The organism is Sedimentitalea arenosa (assembly GCF_016428585.1).
Lineage (GTDB): Bacteria > Pseudomonadota > Alphaproteobacteria > Rhodobacterales > Rhodobacteraceae > Sedimentitalea > Sedimentitalea arenosa.
The window spans coordinates 119,140-135,675 of sequence record NZ_JAELVR010000012.1; the positions used below are offsets into that span (position 1 = coordinate 119,140).

A 16,536-nucleotide genomic window follows, 5' to 3' on the forward strand; every position below is an offset into this window, starting at 1 on the left:
AGCGCGGTCCCGTTGGCGGCAAGAGCCTAAGAGGCGCCTTTGACCGAACCCTGCTTGCTATCCAAGTATTTCGCCGCTTCCTTGCGGGCGAACGGTTTCATCGCCGCACCATGACTGTCTAGGAACGCGACCACACGCGCTGCGTCGTGCTTGGACAGATCGCGCAGCCACCAGGCCACCGCTTTCTGGATGAACCAGTTCCGGTCGTCGACATATCCGGCGGCCCAGCCGAGGATTCGGTCCCGCCGGGCGAGGTCTTCGGGCTTGGGGGTGTTCTGCTTGGTCCAGGGCAGGGTGATCACCAGTGCCGCCCGCCGTGTCCACATGTGATCCGAGCGGGTCCACAGCTCGACCTCGTCAAGCCGGCCGGGATCGGCGACCAGCCGTTTCTGACCCGCCATGCAGGCATGATCCGCGATCGCCCAGCTGTCGAAATCGGCAACCCAGCTTTGGATCAGGGCCCAGACAGCGTCGTCGGGACGAATGCGGGCCTGCGTCAACAGCTTGGCGGCGGCCAGTCGGGCCTCGTAGATGTCCGTCTTCCAGAGCCCGTCGGCAAGCTCGACCCGGCGCGCGACATCCAGTTCACTACGCCAGGTCTTGGTCAGAGCGTTCAGGACCGGGTTGGCAACCCCCAGGTAGTCGCGTTTCGACTTGTGATAGGCCGCCATGCCGCGCGCCCTCTCGGGATCGGCCTGCGCCTTGATCTGGTCGAGATAGCTGTCGATCATGCGACGCACCGACCGATTGAACGCCGCTCCGCCATCTGTGCTTTGCGCGCATCGGGGCGCATGTCAGCCCCGTGATGCTCCCGCACGGGCATCACTCCACCGTTACCGACTTGGCCAGGTTGCGCGGCTGATCCACGTCGGTGCCTTTCGCGACCGCCGTGTGATAGGCCAGAAGCTGCGCCGGAACCGCGTAGAGGATCGGCGACAACGAAGTATGGACATGGGGCATCCGGATCGTGACCCAGACACCGTCGCTGGCCTCGGATATGCCGCGATCATCGGAGACGAGCATGACCTTGCCTTTCCGCGCCATCACCTCCTGCATGTTCGACACCGTCTTGTCGAACAGCGCGTCGCGCGGGGCCATCACGACCACCGGCATGTGTTGGTCGATCAACGCAATGGGGCCGTGTTTCAGCTCGCCTGATGCATAAGCTTCTGCGTGTATATAACTGATTTCTTTCAGTTTCAACGCGCCTTCCAGCGCGAGCGGATACATCAGCCCACGCCCAAGGAAGAGCACGTCGCGTGCTTCGCTCAGCCGTTGCGCGGCGGTGCGGATGGCCTCGTTCTGGTCCAGTGCCAAATTGATGATGGCCGGTAAGCCACGCAAAGCAGCCACATGATCGGCCAGTGCTTCTGGACCGAGCGTGCCGCGATCGGCGGCGGCTTTCAGCGCCAGCATGAGCAGCACCGTCAATTGACAGGTGAAGGCCTTGGTCGAGGCGACGCCGATTTCGATGCCGGCATGGATCGGCAGCGCGAGGTCACTCTCCCGCGCAATCGAGCTTTCCGGTACGTTGACCACCGAGACGATGCTATCGGCCTTTCCGGCGCAGTAGCGCAAGGCCGCCAGTGTGTCCGCCGTCTCGCCCGACTGGCTGACGAACAGCGCCAGCGTCCCGTCGGGCACCGGCGGCTCGCGATAGCGGAACTCGCTGGCGACATCGACTTCGACGGGCAGTCGGGCCAGTTGCTCGAACCAGTATTTCGCTGTCAGGCAGGCGTAGTAGGCAGTGCCGCAGGCCACCATGGTCAGCCGCTGGACCGAGGTGAAATCGATCCCGTCGCCCGGCAGGATCACGCGATCCTCGCCGCTCGGCAGGTAGTGACGTATCGCTTCGCCGATCACCTCGGGCTGTTCGGCGATCTCCTTGGCCATGAAATGCTTGTGCCCGGCCTTGTCCACCCGAGCGCTGTCGATCCGGATGACCTTGAGCGCGCGATTGGCCAGCGCGCCCTGTGCGTCGCGGATGGTCACGCCGGATCTTGTCACCACGGCGCGATCGCCTTCTTCCAGATAGGTGATCCGGTCGGTCAGGGGGGCCAGCGCGATCGCATCGCTTCCGACATACATTTCGCCGTCGCCATGGCCGATCGCCAGCGGCGAGCCCTTGCGCGCAGCGAAGATCAGGTCGTCTTCGCCCTCGAACAGGAAGGCCAGCGCAAACGCGCCGTCCAGGCGGTCGAGCGTCGCGGTGGCGGCGGAGACCGGATCCGCGCCGTCCTGCAGCAGGGCTTCGGTCATCAGGGCGACGGTTTCGGTGTCAGTGTCAGTCGTGAACTGCACGCCCCGCTCGGCCAGTTCGGCGCGCAGCTCGCGATAGTTCTCGATGATACCGTTGTGCACCACCGCAACGCGCCCGGCCCGATGCGGGTGCGCGTTGTTGACGGTCGGCGCGCCATGGGTCGCCCAGCGGGTGTGGCCGATCCCGGCCTTGCCCGCCAGAGGTTGGTGCACCAGCAGGTCCGACAGGTTGACCAGTTTGCCGACCGCGCGACGTCGATCCAGCACGCCGCCGTTGACCGTGGCGATGCCGGCACTGTCATAGCCGCGATATTCCAGGCGCTTCAACGCCTCGACCAGGGTCGGGGCGGCCTCATGGCTGCCGAGCACACCAACGATACCACACATTACGAGCGTTCCTTGTTCAGACGGGCCTTCTTGGCGCGCAGCATGTCGAACAGCTTGCGCGCCCGCCCGGGCTTGTTCTCCTGTTTCACCCGCGCCATGGCGAGCGCCTCGGGTTCGACGTCGCGGGTGATGACTGATCCGGTGGCGGTCATCGCGTGATCGCCCACCGTAACCGGCGCGACCAGCATGGTGTTCGAGCCGATGAAGGCCCCCGCGCCGATCTTGCTGCGGTGTTTCATCACGCCGTCATAATTGCAGGTGATTGTACCCGCGCCGATATTGGCGCCCGCGCCGACGGTCGCATCGCCGATATAGCTCAAGTGGTTGACCTTCGCGCCCTCGTCGATCTGCGCATTCTTGATCTCGACGAAATTGCCGATCCGCGCGCCTTCGGCGAGTTCCGCCCCTGGGCGCAGCCTTGCGTAGGGTCCGACGACTGCGCCGCGGCTGACATGGCAGCCTTCGAGGTGCGAGAACGCGCGGATCGTGGCGCCGCTTTCCACCGTGACCTCGGGTCCGAAGACCACGTTGGGTTCGATCACCGCGTCGCGGCCGATCACGGTGTCCTGCGCAAGAAAAACGGTCTCGGGTGCCATCAGCGTCACGCCGGATTCCAGCAGATCGGCCCGGGCGCGCTGCTGGAACACCGCGTCGGCCTCGGCCAGTTCGGCACGCGAATTGACACCCATCGTCTCGCGCTCGTCGCATGTGACGACTGTTGCCGAGAGGCCTCGGGTCCGGGCGAGGGCGACGATGTCGGTCAGGTAGTATTCGCCCGCCGCGTTGTCGTCGCGCACATCCGAGATCAGCTCGAACAGGGTCGATGCGGCGCAGGCGACCAAACCGCTGTTGCAGAGCGTGATCGCGCGTTCGGCTTCGGTCGCGTCCTTGAATTCCACGATCCGGCTCAACCCATCTTGGTTCACCACCAGACGTCCATAGCGGCCCGGATCGCAGGCTTCGAACCCCAGAACCACAAGGTCGTGGCTCGCCCGCGCGGCCACCATCCGCTCGAGCGTTTCGGACTGCAGGAAGGGCGTATCACCATAAAGCACCACCACGTCGCCCGAAAACCCCTCAAGCGCGTTTCGCGCCTGATCGACGGCATGGGCCGTACCCAGCTGCTCCTCCTGGATGACGATCTGAGCGTCATCGTTTTCCTCGAGCACCACTTTCGTCACCGCCTCGGCCCCAAGGCCCGCCACGATCACCACGCGGTCGGGGTCCAGCGAGGCGCCCGCGCGCATCGCATGCAGCAGCATCGGCACCTGCGCGATCGGGTGCAGCACCTTGGGCAGATCGGACTCCATCCGTGTGCCCTTGCCGGCGGCCAGGATGATCAGTGCGATACTCATATGAATTCTCTTTGTGTTTTCGGTCGGCCCGTTTTATCCGCTGAGTACCACTTAGCAATGGGTGGTGCGATCAAAACAGGTTGCGGGCTGCAACACCACAGGCGGAGTGCCGCCGGACCGGGAGGCGCGATGCGGACGGTGATATTCGACCTCGATGGAACTTTGGCGGACACGTCCGGCGACCTGATCGCGGCGGCCAATGCCTGTTTCCGCCAGATGGGGCAGGGCGACGTTCTGGTGCCGGGGACAGATGCCGGGATCGCCCTGCGCGGCGGCAAGATGATGTTGACGCGCGGGCTCGAACGGCTCGGCGCCTTTGATCCGGCCCTGATCGAGCGCTATTATCCGGTGCTGTTGGACGCCTATTCAGAGGCGATCGATACGCACACGTTCCTGTACCCCGGCGCGATGGAAGCTGTCGACGCGCTCAAGGCGGACGGCTATGGCGTCGGCATATGCACCAACAAGCCTGCAGCCCTTGCAGACCTGTTGCTGACCCGGCTCGGCATCCTGGACAGGTTTGATTCGATGGTGGGGGCCGATACCTTGCCGGTGCGCAAGCCGGATCCGGAACCGCTTCGCGAGGCGGCCCGGCGCGCGGGCGGCGATCCGGCGCGCTGCGTGTTGATCGGGGACTCGGACACCGACCGCAATACGGCGCGCGCTGCTGGCGTGCCTTCGGTGCTCGTCACCTTCGGGCCGTCCGGCGCCGACATGGCCGCGCTGCAGCCCGAGGCCCTGCTGCATCAGTTCTCGGATCTGCCAGCAATCGTGTCCGACCTGATCGGCTGAAACAGCAGATCGGTGAGGACGGAAAGCGACCCGTCGGCGAGATCGTGCAGGGCGGCTTCAATGGCGTCAGATCGCACGGGCCCCAGAATCGGGTCGGCGAGTGCGTGGAACTTGGAGCGCAGCTCCGCCGGGCTCGGCGGGGCGCGGTGATCCCATCGGGGCGAAAGCCAGTCACCATCAAGCCGTGTTCCGTCCCGCAGGACCAGCGAAACTTGCGCCAGCCGCTCGGTGGGGAAGGCGGCGTTGGCCGTGTCGTCCTCGCGCATCAGCAGGCTTTCGGACAGACGCAGGATGTCCGGATCGTGCAGCGCCGCGTTCGCGATATCCGCGGGCGTGACATCCCCGCGCACCAGCGCGACGGCACAGGGGTACGAGGTGGAATATTGGGCTTCCTCGGTTGTTCTCGGCCGCGAGGTGGCGAGACGCACCGCCTCGTGGAACGTTGTCACCTCGATCTGCGCAACGTCGTCGGCGGTCAATCCATGTGCCCGCTTCAGTGCCAGAACGCCTTCGATCGGGGCTTGGGCCCAGCGACAAACCGGGTAGGGTTTGAAGTACTGCTCGAGGATCATCCAACGGGTGCCGAGGTCGCTCCAGTGTTCCGGCGCTTCCTCGACAGTGATGGCAGGCGCCCCGGTGAAGTCTTTGGCGGCCAGTTCGACCGCGCTGACTCCGGTCATTGCGCCCCAGCCGGACCCGTCCTTGAGCATGGTCGGGTGGTCGATGCAGCGCATCATCTGGCTGCGTGGCCCGTGATACTCGGCGATTCCCAGCGCATGGCGGGTTTGGGAGCGGTCCAGGCCGCACAGCCGCGCACCGGCTGCAGCGGCCGTGACCGCGCCCCAGCTTCCGGATGTGTGATAGTCGGGCACGGTCGCGTGCTGCGCCATTGCAGCGCGGCTGCCGAATTCATACCCCATGGCGATGCTTGCGAGGAAATCCGCGGCGCTGGCGCCCCGCGCGTGGGCGAGCGCCAGCGCCGCCGGAAACAGCGGACAGCCCACATGCCCCTTGGCCGGGTTGAATCCGTCATGGCCGTCAAGCGCGTCGATGGTCATGCCGGTGGCGAGCGCCACTCCGGCCGGGCTGGCGGTACGTGCATCGAAAAGGAGCGGTGCGATGCCGCCGAAGGTTTCGGCCGCGTGGGCGCGGATGATTCGCGACAACCGTGTGCCATGCCCGCCGGCTGCGACGCCGATCAGGTCCAGAAGGCAAAGTTCGACGCGCTCTTGCACGGAGGCGGGCAAGCCGCCCCAAGTCAGGCCGTGGATGAATTCGATCGGATCCATGACCGCGCAGGCTAGGGCGTCCGCATCGCCTGTCTGCTCCGTTCGCGACACGCCGCGGGGCTGGCGAAGCAGGGTGAATCACGCTTGACCGGATGGCAGTCCCGCCCCAGAACATCTGCATGAGCGAACGTTTCACTGGAAGTTTCACGCAGCAGGAGCCGATCCCAGAAGCGGGGATCGAAGCGGCCATGGCGGTTCTGCGTCACGGGCGCCTGCACCGATACAACTTGGCGCCCGGTGAGATCGGTGAAACCGCGCTGCTGGAGCAGGAGTTCGCTGCCCTCACCGGGGCGCGGTATTGCCTCGCCGTCGCCTCGGGCGGCTACGCGATGGCGACCGCGCTGCGGGCGACCGGCATCAAGCCCGGCGACCGCGTCCTGTCCAACGCCTTCACGCTTGCCCCGGTGCCGGGGGCGATCGCCTCGGTCGGGGCGCAGCCCGTCTTCGTCGGTGTGACCGCGGACCTGACCATCGATCTCGACGATCTGCAGGCCAAGGTGGGCGAGGCTGAAGTGCTGCTGCTCAGCCACATGCGCGGGCATATCTGCGACATGGATCGGCTGTTGGCGATCTGCGACGACGCCGGTGTGCGGGTGATCGAGGATTGCGCCCACACGATGGGTGCGCGCTGGAATGGCGTGCCTTCGGGGCGCCACGGACTCATCGGCTGCTATTCCTGCCAGACCTACAAGCATGTCAATTCCGGCGAGGGCGGCTTGTTGGTCACCGACGACGAGGAGCTGGCGGCGCGTGCGATCCTGCTGTCGGGATCTTACATGCTGTATGACCGGCACAGGGCGGCGCCGGGCCCCGAGGCTTTCGAACGCATCAAATACGACACGCCCAACATCTCGGGAAGGATGGACAACCTGCGCGCGGCGATCCTGCGCCCGCAACTGGCCGCATTGCCCGAGCAGGTGCGCCGGTGGAACGCGCGCTATCGCGTACTGGAAGACGGTCTGCGCGATACGCCCGGTCTGCGTCTTATTGCCCGTCCGGCGGCGGAACACTATGTCGGCTCCTCCTTCCAGGCGCTTCTGCCCGACTGGACCGGACCGGAGGTTCGGCAGGTCGTCGAGCGCTGCGCCGCGCGGGGCGTCGAACTGAAATGGTTCGGAGCCGCCGAACCTGTCGGGTTCACGTCGCGCTATGACAGCTGGCGCTATGCCCAAGCTGTGGCCATGCCCGAGAGCGACCGGGTTCTCGCCGGGCTGCTGGACATGAGGGTGCCGCTGACATTCACGCTCGAGGATTGCGCGCTGATCGCGCGGATCATCCGGGCCGAAGTCAGCGCCGTGTTTCAGACCGCGTGACTCAAAGGCGCGCCCCTGGCGGGGCGCATTCGATCTTTCGCCGACAACCGGCTGCGCAGCACCTGCGTGTTGCGGCGATTGACCGACTCGGCTGCCGCTGCTAACAGATTATTGAACGACTGTTCATTAAATCGGAGGAGCCCCTGATGTTCAACGCAACGATGCAGTTCGACCTGGGTGAGGATGTGAACGCGTTGCGCGAGGTCGTGCATCGCTGGGCGCAGGACCGGGTCAAGCCGATCGCCGCGGATATCGATCGCGACAACGTGTTTCCGTCCCATCTCTGGGCGGAGATGGGCGAGCTTGGCCTTCTGGGCATCACGGTGCCCGAGGAATATGGCGGCGCGGATATGTCCTATCTGGCGCATGTGATCGCGGTGGAGGAAATCGCACGGGCCAGCGCCTCGGTTTCGCTCTCCTATGGCGCCCACTCGAACCTGTGCGTGAACCAGATCAAGTTGAACGGCACGGACGAGCAGAAGCGCAAGTACCTGCCGGGCCTCGTGTCAGGGCAGAATGTGGGTGCGCTGGCGATGTCAGAGGCGGGTGCCGGCTCGGACGTGGTCAGCATGTCGCTGCGCGCGGAGAAACGCAACGATCACTACCGGCTGAACGGCAACAAGTACTGGATCACCAACGGGCCTGACGCCGACACATTGGTAGTCTATGCCAAGACCGATCCCGATGCAGGCAGCAAGGGCATCACCGCCTTCCTGATCGAAAAGAGCTTCACCGGCTTCAGCACCAGCCCGCATTTCGACAAGTTGGGCATGCGTGGCTCAAACACCGCTGAGCTGATCTTCGAGGATTGCGAGGTTCCGTTCGAAAACGTGCTGGGCGAGGAAGGCAAGGGCGTGCGCGTGCTGATGTCGGGGCTCGACTATGAACGTGTGGTTCTGGCCGGGATCGGCACCGGCATCATGGCCGCCTGTCTCGACGAGATCATGCCCTACATGGCCGAGCGCAAGCAGTTCGGCCAACCCATTGGCAGTTTCCAGCTGATGCAGGGCAAGATGGCAGATATGTACACGGCGATGAATTCCGCCCGGGCCTATGTCTACGAGGTCGCCAAGGCCTGCGACCGGGGCGACGTGACCCGCCAGGATGCGGCGGCTTGCTGTCTTTATGCCTCGGAACAGGCGATGGTACAGGCGCACCAGGCGGTGCAGGCGATGGGCGGGGCCGGATACCTGTCGGACAACCCGGTCGGGCGCATCTTCCGCGATGCCAAGCTGATGGAGATCGGTGCCGGCACCAGCGAAATCCGGCGGATGCTGGTCGGGCGGGAAATGATGGCCGCGATGTAGTCGCAGGGTAAGGAAAGACCCGCGCTCCCAATGGGGTGCGCGGGCCGAACCGAGCGTCCGGCGGAGACCGCCGGACAAAAGAACGCGAAAGGATCAGAAGCGGTGGACGTAGCCCAGGCCGACGACGACCGGATCGATCTCGGCGGTGCCAAGCGAGGTGCCGTTCAGGCTGACATCGGTTTCGATATTGATGTAGCGCACGCTCAGACGCAGAGCCCCGGTCGGGTTGATCTGCCAATCCGCACCGACGGTCGCGGCCAGACCGAAACTGTTGTCAAGCTTCAGATCGCCCAGAGGCGAGGATTCGTCGAAGAACACGGTATAATTCAGGCCGAGTCCGACGAAAGGCTTGATCGGGCCTTGGGTCGGGAAGTGGTAGTTGATCGAAAGGGTCGGGGGCAGTTGTTTGGTGGTGCCAGCGAATGCGCCGCCGACGCTGATGTCGTGCTCGAACGGCGTGGCCAGCAGCAACTCGATGCCGATGTTGTCGCGGATGAAATATTCGCCCGACAGGGTCAACGAGTTGGCATCATCGACGTCCACGGACACCGGGGTCAGGGCAGCGGCCGGAGCAGCGGCGGCAGCGACGGGGGTGGGGCCAACTGGCCCTCCGTCGCCATTGTCGGTTCCGTTGCCGCCGGCATCGCCTCCATTGTCGCCACCGGGGACGTACAGCGTTCCGTTGTCGGATTTCGGGTTCACGTTGGCGATTCCGATTCCCAGCGTCCAGTCGCCTTGAGACTGCGCCAAGGCGGGGGCTGCCAGCGTTGCCATGGCAGCGCAGAGCGCGAATGTTGCCGTCGACTGTTTCATGATCTTGACCTTTCGTGTTGTGACGCTGCCGGTGTGAGATGGTGGACCAATCTGAACCATGATCTGGGTCAATACATGCGAGAGTGCGAATGTGGTGTGACCTTCGCGCAACGCGAGAGAGCCGAACCCGTCGCCATGGGTGCCGGGATGGCGCCATGACCCGCTTTCGGTCCCTGCCGGGGTTGCATCCGGACGGTCGCTGGGATGTACCCGCGCGTCTCAACATGGCGGCGCAATGCCTGTCCGGTCCACGCGACCGGGTTGCGCTGATCGACCTGACCGGAGGCAGTCGGCGCGACGTGACGCTGAGCGACCTGACGGAGATGACGGATGCGCTCGCGCGTCGCTTGCAGCGCGACGGTCGCCCCGGTGACCGGGTCGGCGTGCTGTTGAGCCAATCGTCATGGTGCGCCGCGGCACATCTGGCGATCTGGAAGATCGGGGCCATCTCGGTGCCGCTGTTCAAGCTGTTCCAGCATGATGCGCTCAGCAGCCGGATCTCGGATGCGGGAGTGCGACAAGTGCTGACGGACACCGAAGGGGCACGGCTGCTGGGCGATCTGGCGGAGCCGCTTCTGGCGGATCGGATCGGCGAAACCGGTGCGCCGGTGCCGTTCGCGGATACCGGGCCCGAGGATCCTGCAGTTCTGATCTACACCAGCGGCACAACCGGCACGCCCAAGGGAGCTCTGCATGGCCACCGGGTCCTGACCGGCCATCTCCCCGGTGTCGCGCTCAGCCACGATCATCTGGGGCAGCCGGGCGATTGCCTCTGGACGCCGGCGGATTGGGCCTGGATCGGTGGTCTCTTCGACGTGCTGATGCCGGGGCTTGTGCTGGGCGTTCCGGTCGTCGCAGCGCGGCTCGACAAGTTTTCGCCCAAAGGCTGCGCCGATGTCGTGGCGCGGTCTGGCGCGCGCAACCTGTTCTTGCCACCGACGGCGCTCAGGATGCTCAAGGCGGTCGACGCGCGCCTGACGGGTCTCCGCTCGGTCGCTTCGGGCGGTGAACCGCTCGGGGCCGAAATGCTCGCTTGGGGGCAATCGGCCTTCGGCCTCACGATCAACGAATTCTACGGCCAGACCGAATGCAACATGACCGTGTCCTCATGCGCGGCTGAGTTCCCGCCCAGACCGGGATGCGTTGGCCGCCCGGTTCCCGGGCACGAGGTTGCGGTGCTCGATACGGATGCTGCGACGACGGACGACGAAGGCGACATCGCTGTGCGCCGTGGCTCGGCCAGCATGTTCCTGGGCTACTGGAACAGGCCCGAAGAAACCGCGGCGAAGTTCAAGGGCGACTGGATGCTGACAGGCGATCGCGGCATCCGCGAGGGCGACTATCTGCGCTTCGTCGGGCGCGAGGATGACGTGATCACAAGCGCCGGCTATCGCATCGGCCCGGCCGAGATCGAGGATTGTCTGCTGACCCATCAAGCGGTCGCGACCGTCGGTGTCGTCGGCAAGCCCGATGCGCTGCGCACCGAGATCGTCAAGGCTTACGTGGTGCGCAAGCCGGGTCAGGATGTCACAGAAAGCGAACTGCAGGCCTATGTGAAGGACCGCCTTTCGTCCTATTCCTATCCCAGGGAGGTCGCGTTTCTCGACTCCCTTCCCTTGACGGTCACCGGCAAGGTGATCCGCAAGGAACTCAAGCGTCGCGCGGCGGCGGAACAGGAGGCTTCCCGATGAAACTGACATCCGCCGCCCTGCCGGGCTCGGACGACTTCAAGCGCAACCGCGCGGCCCATCTGCAGGCGCTCGACACGGTGCAGGCCGTTGCCGAGGCGGCGCGGCTGGGTGGTGGCGACAAGTCCCGCGCCCGTCACGAAAGCCGCGGCAAGATGCTGCCGCGCCGCCGCGTTGCCAATCTGCTCGACCCGGGCAGTCCGTTTCTCGAGATCGGCGCCACCGCGGCGCATGGCATGTATGACGACGCGGCCCCTTGCGCAGGCGTCATCGCGGGGATCGGCCGCGTTCACGGGCAGGAGGTCATGGTGGTCTGCAACGACGCCACCGTGAAGGGCGGCACCTACTATCCGATGACGGTCAAGAAACACCTGCGCGCACAGGAAATCGCGGAAGAATGCAATCTGCCGTGCGTTTACCTGGTCGACAGTGGCGGCGCGAACCTGCCCAACCAGGACGAGGTCTTTCCCGACCGCGACCATTTCGGGCGCATCTTCTACAACCAGGCCCGGATGTCGGCCAAGGGAATACCGCAGATCGCCGTGGTGATGGGCTCCTGCACCGCCGGTGGTGCCTATGTGCCGGCCATGTCCGATGTCACGATCATCGTGCGCGAGCAGGGCACGATCTTCCTCGCCGGTCCGCCGCTGGTCAAGGCCGCCACTGGCGAGGTCGTGACCGCCGAGGATCTCGGCGGGGGCGATGTGCACACGCGACTATCCGGTGTCGCCGACTATCTCGCCGAGGACGACGCCCACGCCCTGGCGCTGGCCCGCCGTGCACTGGCGTCGCTCAATCGCGCCAGGCCCGCAAGCGTGACCTGGGCCAGCCCCGAGGACCCGGCCTATGACCCCGAAGAGATCCTCGGCGTCGTGCCCGCCGATCTGCGCACGCCCTATGACATCCGCGAGGTCATCGCACGCCTGGTCGATGGCAGCCGCTTCGATGAATTCAAGCCGCGTTTCGGCGAAACCCTCGTGACCGGCTTCGCCCATGTGATGGGATGTCCGGTCGGTATCATCGCCAACAACGGGGTGCTGTTCTCGGAGGCGGCACAGAAAGGCGCGCATTTCGTGGAACTGTGCAGCCAGCGCCGGATTCCACTGGTGTTCCTGCAGAACATCACCGGCTTCATGGTCGGTCGCAAATACGAGAACGAAGGCATCGCGCGCCATGGCGCCAAGATGGTGACGGCCGTGGCCAGCACCAACGTGCCCAAGATCACCATGCTGGTCGGCGGCTCGTTCGGCGCGGGCAATTACGGCATGGCCGGGCGCGCCTACCAGCCGCGGTTCCTCTGGACCTGGCCGAATTCGCGGATCAGTGTGATGGGCGGCGAACAGGCCGCGGGTGTGCTTGCGACGGTGAAGCGCGACGCCATTGAACGCGCCGGCGGTGCCTGGTCCGCCGAGGAAGAAGCCGATTTCAAGCGTCCCACGATCGAGATGTTCGAGTCCCAATCCCACCCGCTCTACGCCAGCGCGCGCCTCTGGGACGACGGCATCATCGACCCGAGGAAATCCCGCCAGGTGCTCGCGCTCTCGCTGTCCGCGGCCCTGAACGCCCCGATCGAGGAGACGCGCTTTGGCGTGTTCCGGATGTGATCTTCATCTTTGCAGAAATACTCTCGGGGGTCCGGGGGCAGACAGCCCCCGGTCCTGTCCCAAGCCACGAGGATTAAACGCATGTTCGACACGATCCTGATCGCCAATCGCGGGGAAATCGCCTGCCGCATCATCGAAACGGCGCAATCGCTCGGTCTACGCTGTGTCGCGGTCTATTCCGACGCGGATCGCGGTGCGAAACATGTCGAAATGGCCGATGCCGCTGTGCATATCGGCGGCCCGGCCCCCGCCGACAGCTACTTGCGAGGCGATTCCATCATCGAGGCGGCTCTGACGAGCGGTGCGCAGGCGATCCATCCGGGCTATGGGTTCCTGTCCGAGAATCCGGACTTCGTCGACATGGTCGAAGCGGCAGGGCTGGTCTTCATCGGTCCCTCTGGCGATGCGATTCGCGCGATGGGCCTCAAGGACGCTGCCAAGGCCCTGATGGAGCAGGCCGGCGTGCCGGTCGTTCCGGGCTATCATGGCGACAACCAGGATCCGGAGCACCTCGCCGGGGCCGCCGACACGATCGGTTACCCGGTGCTCATCAAGGCTGTGGCCGGTGGCGGCGGCAAGGGGATGCGCCTCGTCGAACGCCCCGCCGATTTCGCGGCGGCCCTGTCCAGCGCCCGCAGCGAAGCGCGTACCGCGTTCGGCAACGACGCGGTGCTGGTCGAAAAATTCGTCGCCAAGCCGCGCCATATCGAGATCCAGGTCTTCGGCGACGGCACCCGCGCGGTGCATCTGTTCGAACGCGACTGCTCGTTGCAACGACGCCACCAGAAGGTCATCGAGGAGGCACCCGCACCGGGCATGACCGAGGAGATGCGCGCCGCGATGGGGCAGGCCGGGGTGCGCGCCGCCGAGGCGATCGGTTACAAGGGCGCCGGAACGGTCGAGTTCATCGTCGACGCCAGCGATGGGCTGCGCCCGGACCGGTTCTGGTTCATGGAGATGAACACGCGCCTGCAGGTCGAACACCCCGTGACCGAAGCGATCACCGGCGTGGACCTGGTGGAATGGCAGCTTCGCGTCGCCGCGGGCGAATCCCTGCCCTGCGCGCAGGAGGATCTTGCGATCAACGGGCACGCCTTCGAGGCGCGGCTCTACGCCGAGGACGTGCCAAAGGGATTTCTGCCCGCCACCGGCACCTTGACCCATCTGGCCTTTCCGCCGGGTTGCCGGGCCGACAGCGGCGTGCGGGCGGGGGACGCGATTTCGCCCTGGTACGATCCGATGATCTCCAAGGTGATCGTGCACGGCCCCACGCGGGCCGTCGCGCTGACGCGGTTGGATCACGCACTGGCGAGGACCGAGGTCGGCGGCACGGTCACAAACCTCGCCTTTCTCGGCGCCCTGACGCGCCATGCGGGATTCGCGGCGGGGGATGTGGATACCGGACTGATCGGGCGCGATCTCGACAGCCTGATCGCCCCGCCCGAGGTCACGGCGCGGCACAAGGTTGCCGCCGGGATGGCGGCGCTCGACGTGCTGGACCGCAGCTGGGAGCAGGGCTTCACCCTGTGGGAGCCTCTGGCCCGCGCGGTCAGTCTGGTGCGCGAGGGTGCGCAAGTCGATCTCACCTTGCGCGCTCACGGTCCCGACCACCAGGTTTGGAGCGTCGAGGAAGAGACCGTGGTCGCCGAACGCATCGGCGGACGGTGGATGCTGGACGGTCAGCCGATGCCCCAGATCGCTGTTGCGGAGCAGGTGGTCACGGTGTTTGATGCTTATGGACTGTCTTTCGAGATCGTGGATCCGCTCGCCCGGGCTGCCGGCGCCATCGGCGATGGCAACCTGGTCGAAGCGCCGATGCCGGGCCTCGTGAAGGCGGTTTTGGCCGGGGCAGGACAGACTGTGGCGCAGGGCGACCGGCTGGTGGTGCTCGAGGCGATGAAGATGGAGCATGCGCTGCTGGCGGCGCGCGACGGCACGGTGGAGGAGGTCCTGGTCGCGGAGGGCGAACAGGTCGAAGCAGGCGCGGCCCTGGTGCGATTGGCTGCAGAGGACGGCTGAGCGTTGTCAGACCAGAGCTCTTCGGAGCAAGGATTTTCTTAATCAGAAAGAAGCAGGGGATGGGCGAGATGACGGGACGGGTCGAGATTTTCGAGGTCGGGCCGCGCGACGGCTTGCAGAACGAGGCGCGCGAGATTTCGGTGGCGCAGAAGATCGCCTTCGTCGATTGCCTGAGCCGTGCGGGGTTCTCGCGGATCGAGGTGGCGAGTTTCGTATCGCGCAAATGGGTGCCGCAGATGGCCGGAAGCGCCGAGGTCCTGGCCGGGATCACCCGCGCCCCCGGGGTGCGCTATGCGGCGCTGGCGCCGAACATGCGCGGCTATGACGAGGCGCGCGCCGCCGGCGCTGACGAGATCGCCATCTTTGCCTCGGCCAGCGAGGGGTTTTCCAAGGCCAACATCAACGCGACGGTGGGAGAGTCGATCGAGCGCTTCAAGCCGATCCTGAAGGCCGCGCGCCATATCGACCTGCCGGTGCGAGGCTACATCTCCTGCGTCACCGACTGCCCGTTCGACGGCCCGACGGCGCCGGCGCGCGTGGCGGATCTTGCCGACACGTTGTTCTCGCTCGGTTGCTACGAGATCTCGCTGGGCGACACGATCGGACAGGCGACACCTGACAGTATCGTCAAGATGCTGCTCGCCGTGCGCGACCGGGTGCCGGTTGGGCGTCTGGCCGGACACTACCACGACACCGCCGGTCGGGCCCTGGCCAATATCGATGCCTCGCTGTCGCTGGGCGTCCGGGTCTTTGATGCGGCCGCGGGGGGCCTCGGCGGCTGTCCTTATGCGCCCGGCGCGAGCGGCAACGTGGCGACCGAGGCGGTCGCAGCGCACCTTGAGCGGCTCGGCTATGACACCGGGCTCGACATGGCGGTTCTCGAGGAAGCCGCCTCGATGGCCCGGGCGCTGCGGGAGGCATGATGTTTCAGACGATATCCCTGACAATCGACGCGCGCGGCGTCGCGACGTTGACCCTGACGCGCGCCGGCAAGCACAATGCCATGTCCGGCCAGATGATCGAGGAGCTGACGCAAGCCGCGGCGCAGCTCGACGCGGACGACTCGGTGCGTGTCGTGGTGCTGACCGGGGAGGGCGCGTCCTTCTGCGCCGGGGGCGACCTCGGCTGGATGCAAGCGCAGATGGCGGCGGATGCCGACACGCGCTATCGCGAAGCGCGCAAGCTGGCAGAGATGCTGGGCGCGCTCAACACTCTGGGCAAGCCATTGGTCGGCGCGATCCAGGGCAACGCCTTTGGTGGCGGCGTCGGCCTGATCAGCGTCTGCGACGTGGCCATCGGGGCCGATCATGTGAAGATGGGCCTGACGGAAACCCGGCTCGGCCTGATCCCGGCCACCATCGGCCCTTACGTGGTCGCGCGGATGGGCGAGGCAAGGGCGCGGCGGGTCTTCATGTCGGCGCGTCTGTTCGATGCGCCCGAAGCGATCGAACTCGGGCTTCTCGCGCGCATGGTTCCAGCGGCGGATCTCTCAGAGGCGGTCGAGCGCGAAGTCATTCCCTACCTGTCCTGCGCACCCGGTGCCGTTGCGTCGGCCAAGAGGCTGGTGCGGGACCTTGCCGGCAGCGTCGACGATGCGGCCATCGACATGACCATACGGGCGCTCGTGGAGCGCTGGGAGACCGATGAGGCCGCCGAGGGAATCGGTGCGTTCTTCGACAAGCGCAAGGCGTCCTGGTTGCCGGGCTGAAA

At 65.8% G+C, this 16,536-nt stretch carries 13 protein-coding genes; 8 read left to right on the plus strand and 5 right to left on the minus strand.

Annotation, left to right across the window (positions count from 1 at the left end; all coding sequences use genetic code 11):
• Window positions 1–26: 26 nt before the first annotated feature.
• From JF290_RS17075 to glmU, 3 genes are all read right to left on the minus strand, one after another.
• The gene (locus JF290_RS17075; RefSeq protein ID WP_199026105.1) at window positions 27–731 is read right to left on the minus strand and encodes a DNA alkylation repair protein; all 705 of its coding nucleotides are present in this window, start codon (window positions 729–731) and stop codon (window positions 27–29) included.
• Window positions 732–822: 91 nt separating this feature from the next.
• Window positions 823–2,646: a glutamine--fructose-6-phosphate transaminase (isomerizing) gene (gene glmS / locus JF290_RS17080; RefSeq protein ID WP_199026106.1), complete on the minus strand. Its 1,824-nt coding sequence runs from the start codon at window positions 2,644–2,646 to the stop codon at window positions 823–825.
• Window positions 2,646–4,001, minus strand: coding sequence for a bifunctional UDP-N-acetylglucosamine diphosphorylase/glucosamine-1-phosphate N-acetyltransferase GlmU (gene glmU / locus JF290_RS17085; RefSeq protein ID WP_199026107.1), 1,356 nt, complete (start codon window positions 3,999–4,001; stop codon window positions 2,646–2,648). Before glmU ends, glmS begins: the two co-directional genes overlap by 1 nt.
• Window positions 4,002–4,130: 129 nt before the next feature.
• Between glmU and JF290_RS17090 the strand changes: the two genes are divergently transcribed.
• A complete protein-coding gene (locus JF290_RS17090; protein WP_199026108.1) occupies window positions 4,131–4,793 on the plus strand; it encodes an HAD-IA family hydrolase in 663 nt (220 codons plus the stop codon).
• Here JF290_RS17090 and JF290_RS17095 read toward each other — a convergent pair.
• A complete protein-coding gene (locus JF290_RS17095; RefSeq protein ID WP_199026109.1) occupies window positions 4,748–6,082 on the minus strand; it encodes an MmgE/PrpD family protein in 1,335 nt (444 codons plus the stop codon). The genes JF290_RS17090 and JF290_RS17095 overlap by 46 nt on opposite strands.
• Before the next feature lie 119 nt (window positions 6,083–6,201).
• Between JF290_RS17095 and JF290_RS17100 the strand changes: the two genes are divergently transcribed.
• Both JF290_RS17100 and JF290_RS17105 read left to right on the plus strand, forming a co-directional pair.
• Window positions 6,202–7,395: a DegT/DnrJ/EryC1/StrS family aminotransferase gene (locus JF290_RS17100; protein WP_199026110.1), complete on the plus strand. Its 1,194-nt coding sequence runs from the start codon at window positions 6,202–6,204 to the stop codon at window positions 7,393–7,395.
• Between the two features lie 146 nt (window positions 7,396–7,541).
• Window positions 7,542–8,702, plus strand: a complete 1,161-nt coding sequence (locus JF290_RS17105) for an isovaleryl-CoA dehydrogenase (protein WP_199026111.1) — start codon at window positions 7,542–7,544, stop codon at window positions 8,700–8,702.
• A 93-nt stretch (window positions 8,703–8,795) separates the two neighbouring features.
• Here the strand turns inward: JF290_RS17105 and JF290_RS17110 are convergent, their stop codons facing one another.
• Window positions 8,796–9,515, minus strand: a complete 720-nt coding sequence (locus tag JF290_RS17110; RefSeq protein WP_199026112.1) for an OmpW/AlkL family protein — start codon at window positions 9,513–9,515, stop codon at window positions 8,796–8,798.
• A 155-nt stretch (window positions 9,516–9,670) separates the two neighbouring features.
• Between JF290_RS17110 and JF290_RS17115 the strand changes: the two genes are divergently transcribed.
• The 5 genes from JF290_RS17115 (at window position 9,671) to JF290_RS17135 (ending at window position 16,534) form a co-directional block, all read left to right on the plus strand.
• Window positions 9,671–11,206: an AMP-binding protein gene (locus JF290_RS17115; protein WP_199026113.1), complete on the plus strand. Its 1,536-nt coding sequence runs from the start codon at window positions 9,671–9,673 to the stop codon at window positions 11,204–11,206.
• Window positions 11,203–12,807, plus strand: a complete 1,605-nt coding sequence (locus JF290_RS17120; RefSeq protein WP_199026114.1) for a carboxyl transferase domain-containing protein — start codon at window positions 11,203–11,205, stop codon at window positions 12,805–12,807. Before JF290_RS17115 ends, JF290_RS17120 begins: the two co-directional genes overlap by 4 nt.
• An 81-nt stretch (window positions 12,808–12,888) precedes the next feature.
• A complete protein-coding gene (locus tag JF290_RS17125; RefSeq protein WP_199026115.1) occupies window positions 12,889–14,826 on the plus strand; it encodes an acetyl/propionyl/methylcrotonyl-CoA carboxylase subunit alpha in 1,938 nt (645 codons plus the stop codon).
• 68 nt (window positions 14,827–14,894) lie between these two features.
• Window positions 14,895–15,749 carry a hydroxymethylglutaryl-CoA lyase gene (locus JF290_RS17130; protein WP_199026191.1) on the plus strand — a complete coding sequence of 285 codons (855 nt, stop codon included), beginning with the start codon at window positions 14,895–14,897 and terminating at the stop codon, window positions 15,747–15,749.
• On the plus strand, window positions 15,749–16,534 hold the full coding sequence (locus tag JF290_RS17135; protein ID WP_199026116.1) for a crotonase/enoyl-CoA hydratase family protein: 786 nt from the start codon (window positions 15,749–15,751) through the stop codon (window positions 16,532–16,534). Before JF290_RS17130 ends, JF290_RS17135 begins: the two co-directional genes overlap by 1 nt.
• The last annotated feature ends 2 nt before the right edge of the window (window positions 16,535–16,536 follow it).

Excerpts from the sequence above, each read along its gene's own strand:
- JF290_RS17115 (WP_199026113.1), top strand. The coding sequence starts at position 9,671 with ATGACCCGCTTTCGGTCCCTGCCGGGGTTGCATCCGGACGGTCGCTGG.
- JF290_RS17090 (WP_199026108.1), top strand. The coding sequence starts at position 4,131 with ATGCGGACGGTGATATTCGACCTCGATGGAACTTTGGCGGACACGTCC.
- glmS (WP_199026106.1), bottom strand. The coding sequence starts at position 2,646 with ATGTGTGGTATCGTTGGTGTGCTCGGCAGCCATGAGGCCGCCCCGACC.
- JF290_RS17110 (WP_199026112.1), bottom strand. The coding sequence starts at position 9,515 with ATGAAACAGTCGACGGCAACATTCGCGCTCTGCGCTGCCATGGCAACG.
- JF290_RS17075 (WP_199026105.1), bottom strand. The coding sequence starts at position 731 with ATGATCGACAGCTATCTCGACCAGATCAAGGCGCAGGCCGATCCCGAG.
- JF290_RS17135 (WP_199026116.1), top strand. The coding sequence starts at position 15,749 with ATGTTTCAGACGATATCCCTGACAATCGACGCGCGCGGCGTCGCGACG.
- JF290_RS17105 (WP_199026111.1), top strand. The coding sequence starts at position 7,542 with ATGTTCAACGCAACGATGCAGTTCGACCTGGGTGAGGATGTGAACGCG.
- JF290_RS17130 (WP_199026191.1), top strand. The coding sequence starts at position 14,895 with ATGACGGGACGGGTCGAGATTTTCGAGGTCGGGCCGCGCGACGGCTTG.
- JF290_RS17095 (WP_199026109.1), bottom strand. The coding sequence starts at position 6,082 with ATGGATCCGATCGAATTCATCCACGGCCTGACTTGGGGCGGCTTGCCC.
- JF290_RS17125 (WP_199026115.1), top strand. The coding sequence starts at position 12,889 with ATGTTCGACACGATCCTGATCGCCAATCGCGGGGAAATCGCCTGCCGC.
- glmU (WP_199026107.1), bottom strand. The coding sequence starts at position 4,001 with ATGAGTATCGCACTGATCATCCTGGCCGCCGGCAAGGGCACACGGATG.
- JF290_RS17100 (WP_199026110.1), top strand. The coding sequence starts at position 6,202 with ATGAGCGAACGTTTCACTGGAAGTTTCACGCAGCAGGAGCCGATCCCA.
- JF290_RS17120 (WP_199026114.1), top strand. The coding sequence starts at position 11,203 with ATGAAACTGACATCCGCCGCCCTGCCGGGCTCGGACGACTTCAAGCGC.